The organism is Bacillus sp. FJAT-18017, assembly GCF_001278805.1.
Classification (GTDB): Bacteria; Bacillota; Bacilli; order Bacillales; family Cytobacillaceae; genus Bacillus_D.
Map to the genome: position 1 here is coordinate 2,628,413 of NZ_CP012602.1, position 19,683 is coordinate 2,648,095.

General features: G+C 42.9%; 21 protein-coding genes. 8 read left to right on the forward strand and 13 right to left on the reverse strand.

Annotated elements, in window-relative coordinates:
* Window positions 1-262 precede the first annotated feature (262 nt).
* Both AM500_RS12300 and AM500_RS12305 read right to left on the reverse strand, forming a co-directional pair.
* On the reverse strand, window positions 263-727 hold the full coding sequence (locus AM500_RS12300; protein ID WP_331457452.1) for a DMT family transporter: 465 nt from the start codon (window positions 725-727) through the stop codon (window positions 263-265).
* A 231-nt stretch (window positions 728-958) separates the two neighbouring features.
* Window positions 959-1,870, reverse strand: a complete 912-nt coding sequence (locus AM500_RS12305; protein WP_053599466.1) for a DMT family transporter — start codon at window positions 1,868-1,870, stop codon at window positions 959-961.
* A gap of 115 nt (window positions 1,871-1,985) precedes the next feature.
* Here AM500_RS12305 and AM500_RS25495 point away from each other — a divergent pair, with 115 nt between their 5' ends.
* Window positions 1,986-2,144 (forward strand): hypothetical protein, encoded by a 159-nt coding sequence (locus AM500_RS25495; protein WP_156319804.1) that lies wholly within the window; start codon window positions 1,986-1,988, stop codon window positions 2,142-2,144.
* 72 nt (window positions 2,145-2,216) lie between these two features.
* Here the strand turns inward: AM500_RS25495 and AM500_RS12310 are convergent, their stop codons facing one another.
* The 5 genes from AM500_RS12310 to AM500_RS12330 all read right to left on the reverse strand — a co-directional run bounded on the left by AM500_RS12310 (window position 2,217) and on the right by AM500_RS12330 (window position 7,005).
* On the reverse strand, window positions 2,217-2,924 hold the full coding sequence (locus tag AM500_RS12310) for a YjjG family noncanonical pyrimidine nucleotidase (protein ID WP_053599467.1): 708 nt from the start codon (window positions 2,922-2,924) through the stop codon (window positions 2,217-2,219).
* A gap of 489 nt (window positions 2,925-3,413) precedes the next feature.
* A complete protein-coding gene (locus AM500_RS12315) occupies window positions 3,414-4,463 on the reverse strand; it encodes a hypothetical protein (protein ID WP_053599468.1) in 1,050 nt (349 codons plus the stop codon).
* A 57-nt stretch (window positions 4,464-4,520) separates the two neighbouring features.
* Window positions 4,521-5,570 carry a hypothetical protein gene (locus AM500_RS12320; RefSeq protein ID WP_053599469.1) on the reverse strand — a complete coding sequence of 350 codons (1,050 nt, stop codon included), beginning with the start codon at window positions 5,568-5,570 and terminating at the stop codon, window positions 4,521-4,523.
* Between the two features lie 9 nt (window positions 5,571-5,579).
* On the reverse strand, window positions 5,580-6,230 hold the full coding sequence (locus tag AM500_RS12325) for a hypothetical protein (RefSeq protein ID WP_053599470.1): 651 nt from the start codon (window positions 6,228-6,230) through the stop codon (window positions 5,580-5,582).
* A gap of 175 nt (window positions 6,231-6,405) precedes the next feature.
* Window positions 6,406-7,005 carry a cell wall hydrolase gene (locus AM500_RS12330; protein ID WP_053599471.1) on the reverse strand — a complete coding sequence of 200 codons (600 nt, stop codon included), beginning with the start codon at window positions 7,003-7,005 and terminating at the stop codon, window positions 6,406-6,408.
* Between the two features lie 357 nt (window positions 7,006-7,362).
* Here AM500_RS12330 and AM500_RS12335 point away from each other — a divergent pair, with 357 nt between their 5' ends.
* Window positions 7,363-8,499, forward strand: a complete 1,137-nt coding sequence (locus AM500_RS12335) for a CAP domain-containing protein (RefSeq protein ID WP_053599472.1) — start codon at window positions 7,363-7,365, stop codon at window positions 8,497-8,499.
* Between the two features lie 88 nt (window positions 8,500-8,587).
* Window positions 8,588-8,782, forward strand: a complete 195-nt coding sequence (locus AM500_RS12340) for an alpha/beta-type small acid-soluble spore protein (protein ID WP_053599473.1) — start codon at window positions 8,588-8,590, stop codon at window positions 8,780-8,782.
* 295 nt (window positions 8,783-9,077) lie between these two features.
* Here AM500_RS12340 and AM500_RS12345 read toward each other — a convergent pair whose 3' ends face one another.
* Together AM500_RS12345 and AM500_RS12350 are read right to left on the reverse strand one after the other, a co-directional pair.
* The gene (locus AM500_RS12345) at window positions 9,078-9,578 is read right to left on the reverse strand and encodes a GNAT family N-acetyltransferase (RefSeq protein ID WP_053599474.1); all 501 of its coding nucleotides are present in this window, start codon (window positions 9,576-9,578) and stop codon (window positions 9,078-9,080) included.
* On the reverse strand, window positions 9,578-10,570 hold the full coding sequence (locus tag AM500_RS12350) for a glutathione S-transferase family protein (RefSeq protein ID WP_053599475.1): 993 nt from the start codon (window positions 10,568-10,570) through the stop codon (window positions 9,578-9,580). The genes AM500_RS12345 and AM500_RS12350 overlap by 1 nt, the downstream gene beginning before the upstream one ends.
* A 487-nt stretch (window positions 10,571-11,057) precedes the next feature.
* Here AM500_RS12350 and AM500_RS12355 point away from each other — a divergent pair, with 487 nt between their 5' ends.
* Entirely contained in the window at window positions 11,058-11,594 is a 537-nt protein-coding gene (locus AM500_RS12355) for an HXXEE domain-containing protein (RefSeq protein ID WP_053599476.1), read from the forward strand.
* 40 nt (window positions 11,595-11,634) lie between these two features.
* Here AM500_RS12355 and AM500_RS12360 read toward each other — a convergent pair whose 3' ends face one another.
* From AM500_RS12360 to AM500_RS12375, 4 genes are all read right to left on the reverse strand, one after another.
* On the reverse strand, window positions 11,635-12,174 hold the full coding sequence (locus tag AM500_RS12360) for an NADPH-dependent FMN reductase (protein WP_053599477.1): 540 nt from the start codon (window positions 12,172-12,174) through the stop codon (window positions 11,635-11,637).
* Window positions 12,175-12,345: 171 nt separating this feature from the next.
* Window positions 12,346-13,104, reverse strand: coding sequence for a CPBP family intramembrane glutamic endopeptidase (locus AM500_RS12365; RefSeq protein WP_053599478.1), 759 nt, complete (start codon window positions 13,102-13,104; stop codon window positions 12,346-12,348).
* A gap of 68 nt (window positions 13,105-13,172) precedes the next feature.
* Complete coding sequence (locus tag AM500_RS12370; RefSeq protein ID WP_053599479.1) at window positions 13,173-13,895, reverse strand: hypothetical protein; 723 nt, start codon at window positions 13,893-13,895, stop codon at window positions 13,173-13,175.
* 272 nt (window positions 13,896-14,167) lie between these two features.
* Window positions 14,168-15,217: an NAD(P)/FAD-dependent oxidoreductase gene (locus AM500_RS12375; protein ID WP_053599480.1), complete on the reverse strand. Its 1,050-nt coding sequence runs from the start codon at window positions 15,215-15,217 to the stop codon at window positions 14,168-14,170.
* 158 nt (window positions 15,218-15,375) lie between these two features.
* On the opposite strand from AM500_RS12375, the gene AM500_RS12380 reads away from it, so the two are divergent.
* The 4 genes from AM500_RS12380 (at window position 15,376) to AM500_RS12395 (ending at window position 19,507) form a co-directional block, all read left to right on the forward strand.
* Entirely contained in the window at window positions 15,376-16,221 is an 846-nt protein-coding gene (locus AM500_RS12380) for an ABC transporter ATP-binding protein (RefSeq protein WP_053599481.1), read from the forward strand.
* Entirely contained in the window at window positions 16,172-17,101 is a 930-nt protein-coding gene (locus tag AM500_RS12385) for an iron-hydroxamate ABC transporter substrate-binding protein (RefSeq protein WP_053599482.1), read from the forward strand. The genes AM500_RS12380 and AM500_RS12385 overlap by 50 nt, the downstream gene beginning before the upstream one ends.
* Window positions 17,102-17,495: 394 nt before the next feature.
* Window positions 17,496-18,503, forward strand: coding sequence for a FecCD family ABC transporter permease (locus AM500_RS12390; protein ID WP_053599483.1), 1,008 nt, complete (start codon window positions 17,496-17,498; stop codon window positions 18,501-18,503).
* A complete protein-coding gene (locus tag AM500_RS12395; protein ID WP_053599484.1) occupies window positions 18,500-19,507 on the forward strand; it encodes a FecCD family ABC transporter permease in 1,008 nt (335 codons plus the stop codon). The genes AM500_RS12390 and AM500_RS12395 overlap by 4 nt, the downstream gene beginning before the upstream one ends.
* Window positions 19,508-19,683 lie beyond the last annotated feature (176 nt).

The following is a 19,683-nucleotide window of genomic DNA, read 5'->3' on the forward strand; positions in this document are numbered from 1 at the left end:
AATTCGCTGTCTCTGCAGTCCCTGAGTTGTCATTCATCAGGTTTATGAATGACATTTGGCTTTAGCGGGCTGTCCGAGTTGTCATTCATCGGCTTAATGAATGACATTTGGCTTCAATGGGCTGCCAGAGTTGTCATTCATAATCTTTATGAATGACATCTGTCTTCCTCTGACTGCCCGAATTGTCATTCATTGGCTTTATGAATGACATTTGGCCTCACCGTGCCGTCAATATGACTAACACTTTTCTTCATCAGAAACTTCACTCTTTGGCTAATTCCTTGCTTTTCCCTGCAAACTTGAAAACCAGGATTCCTGCAACAATGACAAGTGCTCCTATCAGCTTATTAGGTGTCAGGTCCAGCTTTTCCAGGCCTAGCCAGCCCTGAGTGTCAAACAATATGGCTATTGCAAGTTGTGAGACAAGGACGATGGACATGGCGTATGTTGGCCGCAAGTATTTAAAACTTTGAACTATACAGACTACTATGCCAATGCCTGTTAGTCCCCCAAACCAATACCATGTCTTCATATTCTCCAAGTTCAACATTGCAGTTCCTTCAACAAAAATGCCGATGATAAATGAAGCTAAGCAACCAAGGCCCAATACCAATGTTGTCGCAGAGATGGTTCCGGCTTTTTCATTAACTCTGCTGTTAAAATTGTTTTGAATACCAACAAATGCACCGCCAATAATGGCTATTATAAGGCCTGCTAGCAGAATGATATCTCCCTTCTATCGCCTGCTATCTTAATTATGGTTCATATATACTTCGGCTTGCATAAGCCTCAAGCCCGTCCCGTTTCTTAATCTTGATTAATCCTCTCTTCCGCTCAACAAGGCCTTCGTTGGAAAACCTTGGTGAGATCCGATTTTATAAGGCGGTAACTTGTACCAATCAAGTTGGGTATAAATTCTACCCACCAAAAAACCGCCTCGTAGGCGGCATGAAATTTTTTATGTTAGTTCAGCGGTTGCAGCAGGTTTGTCCTTCAAGACTGACAGCCAAATGATAAAAGTGAGCATACAGAGTGCTCCGAATAGCTGCAGGCCGTGGAGGATGGTTCCGAACCAGATGACCGAAATGACCATGGCGGTTAGCGGCTCGACACTTCCCAGGATGCTGTTTTCGACTGGTGTTATGTATTTCAGGCTGCCGAGTGTCAGGACGAAGGCCATTGTCCCGAACAAGATCAGGATCAAAAACAATCCAATCGTTTCCCAGTTGGCGATTGCGGTCCAGCCAGGCGAGGTCCAGACCCTGGTTCCCAGAGAAAGTGTGCAGCCGGATATAAACATCGCCCAGCCTACAATGGTCAGGACTCCCCATTCATTCATCAGGCGCAGTGGATACAGGGCATAGAATGCGAAGGCTAAACCCAGCAATAGCCCCCAAATGAGTGCCTCCCGGCTAACAACAAGTGTATCAAGAGAGCCATTTGTTAAAAGGAAAAACAATCCGATAAGCGTTCCGGCCACACCAATCAACTGCTGCTTGCCAGGCAGTTTCCTCGCTGTTACCGAAACAAAGATGATGATAAAAATTGGCGCCGAGAATTGCAGGAGTGTTGCCATTATTGCGTTACTTGCATGAATGGCTGCGACGAACGAGTACTGAAGCCCAAGCATTCCGACCATGCTGAAAAGGATGAGACGGGACCACCAGAACTTGCTTTTCCAGATACCAAAAATCTTGTTGTTGGAAAACGCAACAATTGATAACAACAGCACACCCGAAATCAGGAGCCGGATTGATAGCAGAAAGGCAACAGTTACGCCAGTATCTTTTAAAAGCCACTCCATCAGCGGGCCGGTCATTCCCCAGAATGCAGCTCCGATGATAACCATGGACAGGCCCCGAATCCGCATCGCACAGCCTCCTTTCATATTTTTGATATGTGAGTTTTTTCGACAAAAGTCTGTTATATCTCTAGTTTATGCGGGTATAAGGGTAGAAAGCCAGACAACACCAGGAGGACAGCTTATGCCGCAGTATGTGATTACGTTTATTAAACATGATGAAAGCAAGCCAAGATCGAAGCAAATCCTTGGAGATCGAGTTTCCGATATCTTCAAGCAGGTATTCGAAATTGAAAAAGACCACACGATTGTCTCGATTGAAAACAAGTCGGTAAAAAGATGAATCGAAGGACAGGCTGGCTATTGCCGGCCTTTTTATTTTGCCAGGGAAACTGGCGGGTTACGCCTTTGTTCTTTAGCGGACAGCAGTCAAATCAGGGGCAAGAATCTGATGCAGTTCATCAAGGCTCCTAATTTCATAGTTTGGCAGTATGTCAGTTTCATTGACTTCGATTCCGGGATTAAACCAGCACGTGTCAATACCAGCCAGGTTGCCGCCCTTAATGTCAGCGGTTAAGGAATCGCCGATGATGAGAGTGTTTTCGAATTTGAAACCGGGAATCCGCTCAATCACATAATCAAAATATTCCTTCATAGGCTTTTGGTAGCCTGTATCTTCTGATACGAAAACGTCCTTGAAAAACGGGAGCAGTCTGGAATCGGTCAAGCGGCGGTGTTGTGTTTGCGAGATGCCGTTGGTGATGATATAAAGATTGTGATTTTCATGGAGACGCATGATAAGATCCATTGCCCCAGGGATTAAGTGGTGGCCTTCATCAAGGAGGCTGCGGTATTTATGTTCTAGCAAGACGCCATCAACTTCTTTGCCCAATTCACTGAAAAAGCGCGAGAATCGAGTATAGAAAAGTTCATCCCTAGTAATGGTTCCGTGCTCAAATGCTGCCCAAAGGCTTTGGTTAAGCTGCTGGTAGGCAAAAAACATTTCAGGTGTAAATGACAGGCCCTCAGATTGGAAAAGCGAACGAAGCGCTTCTTGTTCTGTTGCAGAAAAGTCAAGCAGTGTATTATCCACGTCAAAAAGCAATGTATGGTAATGTTTCATTATATACGCCTCACTTAAAAAATTCTTTTTCCATCATACCATACAACAGCCTACTGTTTAAGGAGAAAAGGTTCCGTATTGAGGCGATATTCAAAAATATCTGTTACAGATGCTAGGGTTCATTGTATGCATCAAAATGGGGTTCTGTTGGAGATTCTCTTATAAATAAAGGTATAGTCCATATCCTAGTAACCAGCAAAATTAAAATAAACGGAGATTTTCCCGTTATATGCAAAATGGAGCTTGTATCGGTATAAATAAGCGGAGACTTTCCAGTTATGCCAAGCGAAAGCCGGTATTTTCATCGGTTTTGAGTCAATAGGCGGAATCTTTCCGTTTATTTATACTAATTTTAATGCTATAAACTAATTTAACGGAATTTATCCGTCTATTTAGCAGCTAGGGACTTAACTTACAAAAATGGAATTTCATAAATTAAGAAAAGACGAATGAATTTGCATACGTCTTTTCTTGCATCTATTCTGCAATTTAATTTTGGTCCATTAATTGAACTTTAACTTTTTCTTCTTTCCCGTCCAAAATTACGGCAGTTTCAATGTTCTTAAGATCCCAAAGCTGCCCGCCCATCGAGGTCGAAGCTTCGTTTTGTTCATTAAGTGTGAGTCCGGCAACTCCCATGGACAACGTATCGGTAATGACATCAAACTCAAATTCCCCTTTAGGCCTTTCGTTCTTTCCTTTATACTTGAGAAATACGTCTGTCGTTGAGTAACCGATACGATCCTTTATTGTCAATGTTACTTCCCAATTTTCTGATTCACCTTCAAATATGCTTGTCGTTTCTTTTGTTAAAAAGGTATTTAGCTCCTCAAATTCAAAGGTCTGATACATAATCATATCTCGTTGAAATACATAGAATACAGGCAGCACGTCGAGCGGCAAATCCGGATAGGTAGACCGCAGCTCCTCTGCAGTGCCTATAACCTCCCGTTTAACATACCCTGCATTGGTACTTGGTATTACATAGTTATAGTCAGGTTCAAAAAAACCCATCACCGTATATTTTTCCATCTCAGGAGCGAGCAGCTGCTGGTAGGATGAAGTCCGCTTTACATTAATTTTTGATAGATATACCCTTTTTGTGCCGTCATCCCATTCAGCACTTAGAATAAAAACCTTTTCCCCCGGAGAGAGCGGGGCCTGAATGGATTCGGATCCCACTTGCGTACTAAGTACCTCCGACTCAACTTGCCATTCAGAAAAAATAACACTGCTTGGTGTAACAGGAAAAGTCGGCACCAACTGGTCAAACGGAATAGTCTCAACAGCTTCGGCTTTTTTGATGGCCTTCTTGACTTTTTTTGCCGAGATGGCGGAAGGGTCTGTTTGCCCCTCGCCCAACAATACCATTGGCCGCGAATCAGAAGATGACGACAGAAATATGTGTGGTTGTGTACTAACCTCCTCTTCTTCAGTTTCTTTCGGCACGGTTTCCTTTTCTTTCGGCTCGTCAATTACGATATTCAAAAAAAAGATGGAAATAATCATGAAAATGGCCGGTACTATGTATTTCTTCAATCTTGTTTCCCCCAATTGGCCAGAGTGTCTCAGTTTACATTATGAGTAAATCGATTATTATTTGTGATCTTCTTTCAAACTCAATGGGATTGTTTCTTCTTTTCCGTCCCATTTTACTATGTAGTTCACCTTTTCTGTTTTGGATATTGCCCAGTTAATCGTGTTAATTGAGGTCACATGATTATTCTCATCCAACTGGTGGCCGCCTTCCCCTGCCGACCATGATTGACCATTGACAGTCGTTTCAAATTGACCGAATTTATCCCCGCTCTTTCCTTTGTAGGATAGCTGCGTTTCAAAGCTTCCATTGCCAAGTTTTTGTTCAACTGTTAATGTTATCTTCCAATTTTCCGATTCGCCTTCATAGACCAATACTTCCTTCTTGGTCAAAAATGAAATCAACTGATCATACTTATGTGTTTCAAAAATCATATCAGAGGTTTGGAATACGAAAAAAGCTGGTAAAGCAGCCAGTCCGAGGTCGGGAAAATCCCTTTGCAATTCCTCCTGTGATCCTGTGACCATCTGGACGCTGTAGATCCCATCAATGCTGGGCGGAATTTCCGGGTGGTTTTCTGTTTCTGAAAAAGCGATGACTGAAAAAATCTCGGGATTAGGTGAAATCATTTCTTGATAAGAATAGATACTTTGAACATCAATTTTTGCAAAGTAAGTCGCTTTGCCTCCCTGGGCCCATTCGGCTGTGATAATTAACCCTCTAATTCCCGGTGCTGCAGGAATAATGTACAAGTCATCTTCTTGCTCGTAATCAATCATCATCCCTTCTTCAGGGGCATATTCAGTAAACGTCACTTTACTCGGATAAATAGGATAGGTAATCGCAAGCCGTTCCCATGGCATGACAGAAATAGTTTCAGCCTGTTCCATGGCGCTGGCTAGCTTTTCTTTGGAAATGCTTCGGAGATCGGCCCCTTCTTTTTCCAATAAAAAAACTTCCTCTGACCCGCTATTGCTCATAATGCTTGGGAGGTTATCTGGTTTCGTAGCTGAAGCAGCCGGCGTTTCTTTTTTGGGCGGCTCCGTGACTTGATTGATGAATAAAATCGAGATTAACAGTATGACTGCTGGCAGGATGTATTTTTTCATAAAATTATATTACTCTTCTTCTGTTTCTTGATAAAAAGGCAGTTCATAGTTTTGGACGTGGATACTTCCATCTGCAAAATCGATAAACAATTTCCATTCCCAATGCCCATTCAGCCTCTTGGTGATCGGTACCCAGAACTCTATCTTTTTCCGTTCAAGTTCCTCAGCCATCTCATATATTTTCATAAACTCCTCGAAAGATGCTTGAACTGTGACAAGGCCAGATAACCGTTCCAAGGCATCTTCTTTTATACTGATCTCCTTGAGAGCTTTAATTTCTTCCTCAGTGGCCTTACCTATAATCTCGCCATCCCTCGGTTTGCGGTCATAAATGTTTGCCATGTTTTTTCTCTCCCCTTCTTTTTTTTCACCATACTCATTCATATCCGTTAGAAAAAGAACTCCATCATTTGATATGTTATACCGATATTCTGTTGGTACTTTTACAGAAATATATGGACGGACAATGTCCCACGTTTCCAGTGCATGCTTCTGATATCGTTCAATCTGGCCATGGATATACACGAAATAACTTGGGAAAAGAGGCAGGATCTTAGTCCAGATCCTAAGCTTGATTTCAATAGAATATGATTTGGCTAAAAATTCATCCATGATATGTTCTGGTACTTTTCCAATGATCGTCCCGTCTACAAGCTCCATATATCCTCATCACCTCGGTTCAATTACTACCTCTATTCGCCATATTCATTCAAATTTCCTGCGAATCATCCTCAAAATGGAAAATAAACCAGCAAATGAAAAGCGCCATCCAAAAAGGATGGCGCTCGGGTGTAGCTAATGTGATAGTTTCATGATGGCATAGGCTTAAAGGCTCCTATTTTGCAAAACGGTGGTTGCCGATTGTAATGGTCGTTTCGCGGGAGAAGCCCCATTTTGAAACGGCTGTTTCCGGGTTGAAGAAGAACAGGCTGCCATTGCCCTGGCCCTGGAATGCGAGAGCTTCGTTGACGGCGCGCTTTGCTTCAGCATCTGCCGGCTCGTTAATTGCGCCATCTTGTACTGGCGAGAATGCGTAATATCCGTTGGCAACTTCATTGATGACACCTTTTATCGTGTCAGGGAAATCTTCACTTGCGACACGGTTCAAGACAACGGTTGCGACTGCAACTTTACCTGCATAAGGCTCGCCTTTTGCTTCGGCATGGACAAGGCGGGCAAGCAGGTCTTTTTCAGCTGCTGTAATGCTAGAGTTCGGGATTGTGAGATTTTTGCCGATCGGAAGCTGTGCGTTTTTAGCGTTATTGATTTTCATTAACTCTTTAATTGGAATACCGTATTTTACGGCGATTTTCCAGTAGGTTTCGCCTTTTTGTACTTTGTGGTTTGCTGCTGCATCAACTGGCGCAGCGTTTGTGAAAGCCGACATCGAAAGGATGAGCCCGGCTGCAAGTACTAGTTTGATAAACTTGTTCATTTTCATTTTCCTCCTAGTAGTTTCAGTTTCGCTCTCTAAAGGCTAGGCTACCAGCTGTAACATTCCGTTTCATGCCCCAATTTTACCCAAAGTGCTGATGGCGTATCTAAGCTCTGTTGTGGCGGGAATTCTGCAAAAACCAGCCAAATCTTTCCGGAGCCGGTAAATCCCCCTGATTTAGACTTCCTAGCTAAAAATTGGATGATAATTTACAAACTGTTTCATTCGCGTTACATCGGGTTTTTTAGTTAAATAAGTTAGTAACATGGAATAAAACAGGGTAAAGAATACTGACTGTAATGATTATAGATTCTTCCTGGACTGGTTAGAATTTTAAAGATATGGAGGCTGATGCGTATGGGCCGATTGATTATGCTGATTGGGCTTGTGTTTTTAATAAATTTCTCGTGGCCGACAATTGAAGGCCACTTTAAGAACCCTGGAGATTCATTGAATCGGGTTCAAGCAGAAGTAACAACTCTTGCGGAAAATCCTGAAATCCGTGATGCAGCAGACAGATTTGCCGAGGCGTTCAGGCAGTTTATCGAGCAGGCCGGCATTCTTTTTGGAAAAATAACAGACGATGTTCGTGACGAGACACAGTCAGCCCCTCCTGAAAAGGTTGACCTGCAGCAGCCTGAGCAATTGTTTTCGGTTTACAATATTGAGCTGGGCGACGCGAAGGCGGATGTTGAGAAGCGGTTGGGCAGCGAAAAGCGTTCAACTCTTAACGAATACGGTTTAAATTGGAATGTGTACCATAAGGATTATCAGCAGTTTGTGATGGTCATGTATGATAAGGAAGATCGGGTTGCTGGATTGTATTCCGGCCAGGATTTAATTGCTTCAACAAACGGGATCGAGCGTGGCACAGCGAAGGATGCTGTCCGTGAAAAGCTCGGGACTCCGCTTCGGACGATCCAAAAAGGCGGAATCCACTACCGCCTGCAGCAACAAGAAGATTATGATATCTATTTTGAAGACGGCGCGTATGTGACTGTTTTTTACGATAAGCACGAGGGCAATACAGTCACCGCCCTGCAGCTTGTCAGACAGGATGTTGAGGAAAAGAAGACAGATTTATACGGCGATGCAAGCGGTGCATTGAAGGAAGGCTTTGAATATCAGCTGTTTGACTTGACGAATGCAACCCGCGTCAATCACAGACTGCCAATCTTGGAGTGGGATGACCATGTACGTGAAACGGCGAGGAAGCATAGTGCCGACATGGCAAAGAACAATTATTTCAGCCATACGAACCTTGATGGAGAATCCCCTTTCGACAGGATGGAAGAAGATAATTTACGTTTTATGCTTGCCGGTGAAAACCTGGCGTACGGCCAGTTCAGCAGTATTTTTGCTCACGAGGGGCTGATGAATTCCAAAGGGCACCGTGAGAATATTTTAAAAAGCCAGTACGAGTTCCTTGGGGTAGGTGTCGCATTTAACGAGAAATCGCAGCCGTATTTCACGCAGAATTATTATGCGGATTAAGTTTCGGAATCAGTTGCTTCGGGTCCGGGCAGACTAAGGTTGGGCGAGCTTTGCGGCTTGCCCAATTCCTTCGTGGGGAGTGATCATCATGGCTAGAAACAAACTAGTGGTTCCTGGTTCGGAGAACGCGCTGAATGGGATGAAAGAGGAAATCGCCAATGAGTTTGGAGTACAACTTGGTGCAGATACGACCGCACGAGCGAACGGTTCGGTTGGGGGCGAAATGACGAAGCGTCTCGTCGCCCTTGGCGAACAAGCAATGCGAAATCGGCAGGGACAATAGTCTGGTTGACGATTTTTGCAGGGAAAGCTGCCTGGCCATTGTGGCTGGGCAGCTTTTTTGTGGTTTTGGCTTGGGTGTAAATGTTTCTGGATTGTGAAAACGTCCGATATAATCTTTGAAGAGGGTGATAAATTTCAGAAACCGTCCGATAAAATTCCAAAACCGTCCGATAAAATTGTGTCAAAGGTATAAAGTAACTCAGGGCAGCGTTTTAAGGAGGAAATAGTAACCGTTATTGATCCGTTTCCCGACAGCAACTAGCAAACCGGACATGAATTCCATGCCCGGCTTCCCCTTACAACTTTAATTGATACGCTTTAACGATAATCCCGTCTTCGGCGGGCTCGAAATCGAATTCGGGTTGCCGCTCAAAGCCTAGTCCTTCGTACAGTTTCATGGCATCACTCATAAATGAGCCGGTATGCAGACCGATTGCAACGTGCCCTTTCGCTCTGGCACGCTTGATGCATTCAAGTACAAGAGCTTTCCCAACTCCTTTGCCACGAAAAGCCTTTTCAACAGCAAGCACACGAATTTCGGGGTGCGCCAGTTCATCCAGATGCCCTTCATATGCATCGCTTTTTGCAGGAAACAAGGCGACACTTCCGGCAATTTCTCCACCAAGCTCAGCGACAATCAGCTCGACTCCCTGCTGCTGATCCGCTTCAGATGAGATCGCCTTCTTCAGTGCTTTCCAATGGTCGGCAGGAATTTTATCGGAATGCTCCTCATAAGAAGCTAGCCGCTGTGCACGAATCAATGGCAATTCCTCTTTTTTCGCATCACGAATGTTCATTAGTCCTCGCTCCCCGGTACCAGGAATTTTTGACGCTTTCCGCTGATTGCTTCACGGCCATGCTTCGTAACCAGGCCGCTCAAATCTGGCCCTTTTGGCAAAATGCCTTTCGATTTTTGGTCATCAGCCGCAATATGGTTAGAAAGATGGTAATGCACCTTGATAGCATGGAAATCGGTCGTATCGCCAAATCCCGGAGTTTGATACAAGTCGCGCAAGTATCCCCAAAGGTTTGGGAAATCAACTATGCGGTTGCGGTTTGTTTTAAAAGCGGCATAATAGGCAGCATCAAAGCGCACCAGCGTTGAATAGAGGCGGACATCGGAATCGGTTATGAAGTCGCCAAATAGGAACCGGCGCGAACTTAACCGTTCCTCAAGCTCGTCCAGCCGGGCAAATAACGTATCAAAAGCCTGCTCATATGCCTCCTGGGACTTGGCAAAGCCGCACTTGTAAACCCCATTGTTCACTTCATGAAAAATAACATCGTTCAAGGTATCAATATCTTCCCGCAGGTGCTTTGGATACAAATCCGGAGCATTTTCCTTATGGAAAGGTACCCAAGCCGTTTCAAAATAGTTCGTTAACCGGAAATAATCATTATTGACTACCTTCCGTTCTTTGACATCTATAACGACCGGAACAGTCGGCCTTCCGGAATAATCCTGGTCGGTTTCCAAATAGATCTCACTCATATATTTGATGCCTAGAACCGGGTCAACTCCGCCTTTATCCAGTGAAAACTCCCAATCGACATGCGGAAGCCTTGGCCTCATCGGGCTTGCAGTCCCGAGACTGATCACATTTTCGAGCCCGAGCACACTTCTGACAATGACGGACCGGTGCGCCCATGGGCAGACCGCAGACCAAAGCAACCGATACCGCCCCGCTTCAACTGGCAGCTCGCCCTCCCCATGGCCAAATGGAGTCGTAAATCTATTTCCCTGTCTCTTAAATGAGCCGTCCTTGCTAATTTCAGCCGACTTTTCCATTCCAACATCCCCCTAGGTTAAAAACTATGTAGTAGTTTTATATTATATTAATCCGATAGGAATTTAAAATTAAATGGTTTTTATACAAAAAACCAATTCGAATCAGCGGGTGACTGCCTGTCCAGAAAATTAATTCAGCGGTTTTTTTAGTAATTCGAACAGTTTTTATAATAATTCAGCGGTTTTAAAATTATATCTTCAAGTGCGGAATATTCAGAAAACAACTCGACCAATTGATCAATTTCCCGTTGTTTTTTGGTAGAGAATTTTTGCATAGGTCCACTTTCCTTCAGGTTATGTTATATTATTTTTTAAAACGGAGGAAAAAAATGGTTGGATTTTTGATAATTGTTTGTGAAGTGTTGTTTTGGATTATGGTATAGTAAAGCGTTTGTGATGTCGCTTTGGGGTATTGTCTTGGCGATCGATTTCCTTATTTCCCCGTTCCCTCGAAAAACTCAAAAGCCAATTGTGGGGTAGGATGAACATGCTATATTTTATAAATGATAATATTAGTATGATAACGCTTATTTGGCTTTTTCCGGTTATCTTCATGCTACATGATTTCGAGGAAATCATTTTTGTAGAGTCGTGGTTCAAGAAAAATTACTATAAGGTCCGACCCCGGGTTCCCGCATCTATGCTAAAAACCTTTGAGAAAATGTCCACAGTCACCTCGGCTAGATTTTCCATCCCGGTTCTATTTCAACTTGTCATCTATATACCTGGCTGTTATCTCGCCGCTGAACAAAACATGTATGGGATGTTCATCGGTTTCACCGTCCTGTTTTTCTTGCACTTATTTATGCATATCGGCCAGTCGGTATTTTTAAACATGTATGCGCTCGGGACTGGAACTTCGCTACTTGTACTCCCATATTTCATTTACTTGTTTTATCGATTATTTTCAGAGGACATCTTAGTGTTCTCCGACTTGCTCTTCTCCTTGCCATTCGGATTATTGCAGGCTGCGGCCCTTTTTGGGGGCCATGCAATTGCGCCTAAGATTCTTTCAGAAAAATAATAATCCTTCAGGTTCGAAGTCCTGAAGGATTATTTCCATTCTATGCTTTTGCAAAATCAATAAAACGCTCAACGACTTCATCAATGAATCCTAGCGTAGCTTCGTCAACCAGCCTGCCATCCTTAAACTTCGCAAATGCTTGTGTTATTAAGATCTCGTTGCCTGCAGGCTGCAGTACTCGCGCCTGAAGACCAGGGCTAGAAAGGATTTGCCGTAAATGCTGCTGGGCGCGGATAGTCCCCATCACACCAGGTGTAGCACCGGCAATTAGCACAGGCTTATTTTTCAATACAAAATCGACACGTGATAGCCAGTCGAGAGCATTTTTCAGAACACCCGGCACAGACCAGTTGTATTCCGGAGTAACAATCAAGACAGCATCAGCATTAAGTATCTCCTGCTTAAAGCGTTTAACTTCTTCACTTGGATCAAGCTCCTGATCCTGATCATAAAATGGCAGCCCGGCGATTTCCACGACAGAAATGTCTAGTTTATCGCTATATCGCTCGCGAAGTGTTTCAACCAGCTGCAAATTCAAAGATTCTTTTCTAACACTGCCTACAAGTGCTGCAATTTTCATGGTCATCCCCCGTTATGTATATATTTTCTAAACAAAGTTATTCTACTCTAACAAATTTTTAACTTCAAATGTCCTGTTTGAAAATATGTAAATTTCAGAAATCATTAAGGGGAACAATCGAGTGCATTTGATTCAGCACGCGATAAGCTTTATTAAAATAGGAATCAGAAATTAGATGATAAATCCGCTATACACCATTCCAATATTAATTACGAAATGAAAAATAATACTTGGATAAATACTGTTTGTTTTAAGTGTGATTAACGCATAAATGACCCCTGCAATTGAAATTAGTAGACTGAGAGGTAGTGAAAAACCAATTGAGAGATGGAGAAGTCCAAAACCAATACTGGTAACGGCAATAGCATACCCTGTGGATGTATATTCTTTAAGACTCGAAAGCAGCGTCCCCCTCCAAATAACTTCCTCAAAAGCAGCATTAATAAGAGAAAAAAATAGACCAAACAAAACTAGAGAATGAGTAAACTCTATATCCTTTTGAACGATAAAAATCGCATATATAACTACGTTGACAACAATTCCAATCAGCCAAAACCAAAACATATCAACTTTATGAAATGGTAAGACGATAGGATTTTTCCAATCAGCCTTTTGATTGTACCAAGACATCTTCTTATTGAAATAAAGATGGTTAAAAACAATTCCTAAAATAATAAAAACAAGAGAAAGACGATTAAAAATAATTTTAAATTCCTTTGAAATGTTCATCGTTCCAATGAACTCATTTGATAACGAAAACAAGACAAAACCAATTAGAAACGATAACAGTACGGATGTAACGAAACGTTTTTCTTTATTAGCAAATAACAAAATCATTAATCCGAGAAATACAAATAAGGATAATACTACTTGTACGTAAGAAATAGAAACAATCGCAAGAAAAAATAAAGCCGCAATTATTACTAACAACAAAATCCTCCTCTCCCCTTTTAAACAAACGTATGATTTTTTCCAACCATATGGACCAAAAAAACAAGTTATTTTCCTGTCTTAATTGCTGCTTCACTTATGATCAAAGCTAGTCTCAATCTCCCTAGCCATTTTTCAGAATTACTCAGAACCCTGTTTAATCCATTAATATCTTCGTGATATTCTAAACCCTCAACCGCAGCATAAACCACCTTCAATTTTGCAATCCTGTGAGCAATCATTGCCCATTCAGAATCAGTCATTTTTTCGCACGAATATTTATTAATATATTCAGCGGCTTTTCTTGAAAATGAACAGGAGCCAGCAGTAATGTCTAAGTCCATACCTAGTTCGAGGGAACAAATTTTATTTGTTATTTTCTCAGTCTCCACCCATTCGGGCGGATGCGTATTCATAGCTCTTTCAGTTCGGCCCAAAATGAGATAATCGTGATTAGGGATGGCAGAAACAATCGTTCTTAGTTCTTGTAAATGATTTGCACCCCAGGTTAAAAGCCTGTCAAAATCACAGTAATGGTAATAGTCACTTTCTCCGTTTAGTCCAAAATCCACCACTTCTCTTCTTGCCTCGGCCGCGCCTTTTTTAGGAATAATTTTTAAAGTAAACTTGCTGTTTTCCATTTCCTTGATGAACTCAATTGAAGATTCTTCACTGATGGTTAAAAACAATTCTCCATAAATATCTTCTAGTTCTCTTTGAAGTTCATTGAATACCCTTATGTTTTTTCCATCCGGATCATGAGTAACTGTTAAGAGGCCTATTTTAGGCAAATCTTCCACCTCATAAATTGATTTTGAATAAAAAAATCCATATTAAACCAGACGTGTTGAATATAAGATTCGACAAAACAGGACGTTATCCTTCTAGAATAACGTCCTGTTTAATGAACCCGTACTATTTATAACTGATTACTTCTATTTTCTACATGATAACTTGCTTAAGGACCCAATAAATAATAAAAATAACGTGTTCCAATTCCCCACGTCATTTTTATGTATTTCATCAAGAATGCACCCGACCACAATATTGCATTACATTAAACCTATTTCACCATCTTCAAAACCAACTCCCTATTCCGCTGTTTGAAGGCTTCATGATTGGACGAGACCATTGCCACCTCTCCTGCTTCCGGCTCAATGAATTTTTTTGCCCTGTTCACGGCGTTTGCAGCGTCCTGAAAAGCACCCGCAATCAGGAATACTTTGCCATTGTATTTCACTATATCCCCCGCGCCATATAGTCCTGGTATTGATGTTTCCCCGGTTGGCGTACTTTCTAAGTAAAAATTATCAAGCGTCTTAATGTCTAACGTGCTATTGGCAAAAAGGGAGGCGTCCTGGTCAAAACCGTGTGTCACCAGCACTTCATCGACTCCAATGCTCATTTCGCTGCCATTTTCGCTCGATACTAGCTCTACTTCGCCAATTCTCGCCTCCCCGCCTACAGGTACAAGGCGGCTAATGGTTGTATTCATCAGACATTCTACACCGCTGTTCTCCAGCTGTGAGACTTGTGCCTCGTGGCCAGCAAAAGCACCCTTCCGATAGGTCAAATACACCTTCCTGGCAACAGGCTCGAGTAAATTTGCCCAATCGATTGCGGAATTTCCTCCACCGGAGATCAGGACAACCTTGTCTTTAAATCGTTTGATTGAATCCACCGAATAGTGCAAGTTGGTAGCTTCAAACCGGGATGCCTCTTTCAGCTCAAGTTTCTTCGGAGTGATGATGCCTGCCCCAATAGCAACAATGACAGTTTTTGAAAAATGAATCTCACCTGAGGCGCCCTCAAGCACGAAAATCCCCTCTTCATTTTTTGAAAATGAAGTGATTTTCTCATTTAAAACCACCTCTGGTTCAAACGTCATTGCCTGCTTGACCAAATGACCAATTAAATCCCTTCCGGTTACCGGTGCAAATCCTCCAACATCCCAGATCAGCTTTTCCTGATACAAATTAATTTTTCCGCCAAGTAATGGCTGGGCCTCAATCAGCTTCACTTTCATATTGCGAAGGCCGGCGTAAAAAGCAGAATATAATCCGCCTGGCCCTCCTCCGATAATAATGCAATCGTAAATGTCCGCTTTATTCATAGGTTTCTCCTCTGTTTTGCCATATTTAATCAATAATGTGTTTTTTGTCACAGGTTCGTCATTGACTGAAATTCCGAATCCCTTTATAGTGTTAATTGTAAGCGAAACTGATAATCATTATCAATTGAAAAATTAGTAAATGTTTTGGAGGAATGATCATGAATCGCCTTTATACTGAAAACTTGCAAGTTGGATACGGAGAACGCTCAATCGTGAAAGATTTGTCTGTTGAGATTCCTGATAACCAAATTACCGTGATCATCGGCCCGAACGGCTGCGGAAAATCGACTCTTTTAAAAGCAATGTCGAGAATTATCTCGCACCAGTCCGGCTCCATCCTTCTCGATGGTGTTAGCATCCAGCGCGAAGACACGAAAACACTTGCCAAGAAAATGGCGATCCTTCCGCAAACACCTGAAAGCTCTTCTGGTTTGACAGTTGGTGAACTTGTTTCATATGGCCGCTTCCCATATCAAAAAGGGTTTGGCCGGTTGTCGAAAAAAGACATTGAAGTCATTGACTGGGCATTGGAAGTAACCGGAACAATCGATTTCAAATACCAATCAATTGATGCCCTTTCCGGTGGTCAGCGCCAGCGAGTCTGGATTGCAATGGCATTAGCCCAGGAAACCGATATTATTTTCCTCGATGAACCGACAACATACCTTGACATGGCCCATCAGCTCGAAGTCCTTGAATTGCTTCAGGTCTTGAACCGCGAACAAGGCCGGACAATCGTTATGGTCCTCCACGACCTTAGCCAGGCTGCACGCTTTGCTGACCATATCATCGCGATGAAAGACGGGCAAATCGTTAAATCTGGAACTTGCGAATTTGTAATCAATAAAAAAGTACTTAGAGAAGTATTCAACATCGATTGTGAAATCGGCGTTGATCCTTATACAAAAAAACCTATGATTTTAACTTACAATCTACTAAAAGGAGAAAACAAACATGCTAAAAAAACTTCTACCATCCCTGTTCGCACTGGTACTGGTGCTTAGTGCATGCGGCAGCAACTCTAACAACAATGGCTCTTCCAAAGAGTCTGAGAAGAAAGATGAATCAACAACAATTACGTATCAATCAGAGAATGGGCCGGTTGAAGTACCAGCAAATCCAAAACGAATTGTAGTACTCTCTTTCTCTTTTTCCGGTAATGTGCTTGCACTTGGCGGTAATATAGTAGGAATTGATGCTTGGTCAAAAGCCAATCCCCGATTTGAGCAAGGTTTGAAGAATGCAGAAGTGGTAACGGAAGATAACTTGGAGAAAATTATTGAGCTAGAGCCAGATCTAATTATAGGTTTGTCTTCCATCAAAGATATTGACAGACTAAAAGAAATCGCGCCAACGATTACTTACACGTATGGCAAAAATGACTACCTTACCCAACATATCGAAATTGGGAAACTTTTGAACAAAGAAAAAGAAGCAACAGATTGGGTTAATAACTTCAAGAAAGAAGCTCAGGCTGCCGGAGAAGAAATTAAAGCAAAAATCGGTGCGGATGCGACAGTTTCCGTTATCGAAAACCAAGAAAAGCAGCTTTACGTATTCGGCAACAACTTCGCTCGCGGTACAGAAATTCTCTACCAGGAAATGAAGCTCAACATGCCTGAAAAAGTTAAACAAGATGCACTTAAACCGGGCTTCTTTGCAATCAGCCCTGAAGTCCTTTCAGACTATGCCGGCGACTACGTCATCTTCAGTAAAAATGCCGATGGCGACACATCCTTCCAGCAGACTGAAACGTACAAGAACATTCCAGCAGTGAAAAATAACCGTGTGTTTGAAGTTGATGCAAAAGAGTTTTACTTTAATGATCCCCTCACACTTGAATATCAGCTCGAATTCTTCAAGAAAGCGTTCCTGGGCAAGTAATTTGGGTAATAAGACTAAAAAAGAGGAATTCTGCAACCGGAATTCCTCTTCTTTTATATAAATGTTTGAACAATAGTACATAAGCAAAACGTATTGTGAAAAAGCGCAGAGGATAAATGGCCGAAGTCTGTCGAGGACAAAATGTCATAGCCATTTAGCTAAAATGTCCTCGAAATATACTTTCAAGTACAATTAGCCTTAGGCAGAAGTCCAAAATGTCCTTGAAACACATTTTCGGGTACAATTTACCTTAGTTGAATGATTAAAATGTCCACGAGCAAACAACAAACCACTAAAGTGCCCCTAAGCATTGTTCCTAATATGACATAGTGCTAACCTGTTAAGTAGATTCCTTCAAAGTAGAAATATAATTATAAGAAATGAAGTTGATAAGATGGCGACTGATAAAAAATCATTATTATTACCTATTAAATTTGTTGGCGGTCTAATTTTGTTTATTGTTTCATTCACTATTGCCCTTTTATTCGGTGCCGCTGAGACGAGTCTGAAGGATGTCGGTCAGGCATTGTTTACCTCTCAGAAATCGGACACTCTGACTATGCTTCGTGAAATCCGCTTTCCTCGTGAAGTCGGCGCGGTTTTCGTTGGTGCAGCATTTTCTGTTGCCGGAGCAATCATGCAAGGTTTGACTCGTAATCCGCTCGCTGACCCCGGGCTGCTTGGGCTGACGGCGGGTGCTAATACAGCGCTTGCTGTAACAATTGCTCTCCTGCCAACTGTTGGTTACTTCGGAATCACAATTGCCTGCTTTATCGGCGCCGCTATTGGAGTCCTGTTAGTTTTGGGTATGGGAACTGTTAAAAAAGGAGGCTTCTCCCCTCTCCGGATAGTTCTTGCAGGGGCAGCAGTCTCAGCATTTCTTTATGGGGTCGCAGACGGAATTGGCCTTTATTTTAAAATTTCGAAAGATGTTTCACTTTGGACATCCGGGGGGCTGATGGGTACGACATGGAGCCAATTGAAAATAATCATTCCATTTATTCTAGTCGGCATTGTCCTCGCACTGGTTCTGTCAAGGCAGCTTACCATCCTCAGCCTTAGTGAGGAAGTGGCTGTCGGCCTTGGCCAAAAAACCGCACTGGTTAAAACCGTTCTTGTTATTGCGATTGTCCTGTTGGCAGGTGCTTCTGTCGCACTGGTAGGAAACATGGCATTTGTCGGGTTGATGATTCCGCATATGGTCAGGCTCGTGGTCGGAACGGATTATCGTTATGTTTTGCCAATGTCCGCAATTGCGGGTGCGGCATTCATGCTGCTGGCCGATACAGCGGCGCGAGTCATCAATGCCCCATATGAGACACCACTCTATGCAATCGTATCGGTATTGGGACTTCCCTTCTTCCTGTTCATTGTAAAGAAAGGGGGAAAAGTCGCGCTATGATCCATCCTTCAATTCTAAAAAAACAACGAATTCTTCTACTTGGACTTATTGTTTTGACCATTACAACCATCGTTGTCAGCCTGGGACTTGGTTATTCGTCAGTCTCTTATGACCGTATCCTCCCTACTCTTTTTGGGAACGGGACGTTTAAAGAAGAGTTCGTCCTGATGGAGCTCCGCCTGCCCCGCATTTTTGTCACATTTTTAGCAGGTGTTGGACTCGCTGTTGCCGGATCAATCCTGCAGGGTCTGACCAGAAATGACCTTGCCGACCCAGGTATCATTGGAATAAATTCAGGTGCCGGCATCGGGATTGCAGTGTTTTTCTTGTTCATGCCGATTGAAGCAGATTCGTTTGCCTATCTAATTCCGATTATTGGATTTATCGGGGCAGTCGTAACAGCAATGCTCATTTATCTTTTTTCATACAATCGCGGTACTGGATTTGATCCTGCCAAGCTGATCCTTGTTGGGATTGGGTTTTCTATGGCTCTGTCAGGTGCGATGATCGTCGTGATATCGTCAGCTGAACGCCAAAAGGTCGATTTCATTTCGCGCTGGCTTGCCGGCAATATCTGGGGAGGCGACTGGCCATTCGTCCTCGCTCTACTTCCATGGTTCGCCATCCTGATTCCATTTGCTTTGTTCAAGGCAAATCGATTAAACATTCTTACACTGAACGAACCAGCTGCCATCGGAGTCGGAATCTCCCTGGAGCGGGAACGGTTTACTCTCCTTCTTACTGCAGTCGCACTTGCAGCAGCGTCTGTTTCCGTTACTGGCGGAATTGCCTTCATTGGACTAATGGCTCCGCATCTTGCCAAAGCCTTGATTGGTCCGCGTTATCAGCTGTTTCTGCCGCTTGCCATGCTAATCGGAGGCTGGCTGCTCCTATTTGCGGACACGATCGGTCGTAACTTAGCCGAACCTGAAGGCATACCAGCAGGAATCATGGCCTCTCTAATCGGGGCACCGTACTTCATTTATTTATTGATGAAAAAATAAACGCCAGAGCGCTGATGCTCTGGCGCTTTTCGTCTCCCTTACGCTTGCTTTCAAAAGTAACGAGTTCCGTTTATCGCTAAGAGATAACGTATCTGAAAACGCTAAGGTGTAGATTGAATATGTGGGAGAGGAATAATCAAACCTTTTGCTGAAAGGCTAGAGAATAGCTAGAATTA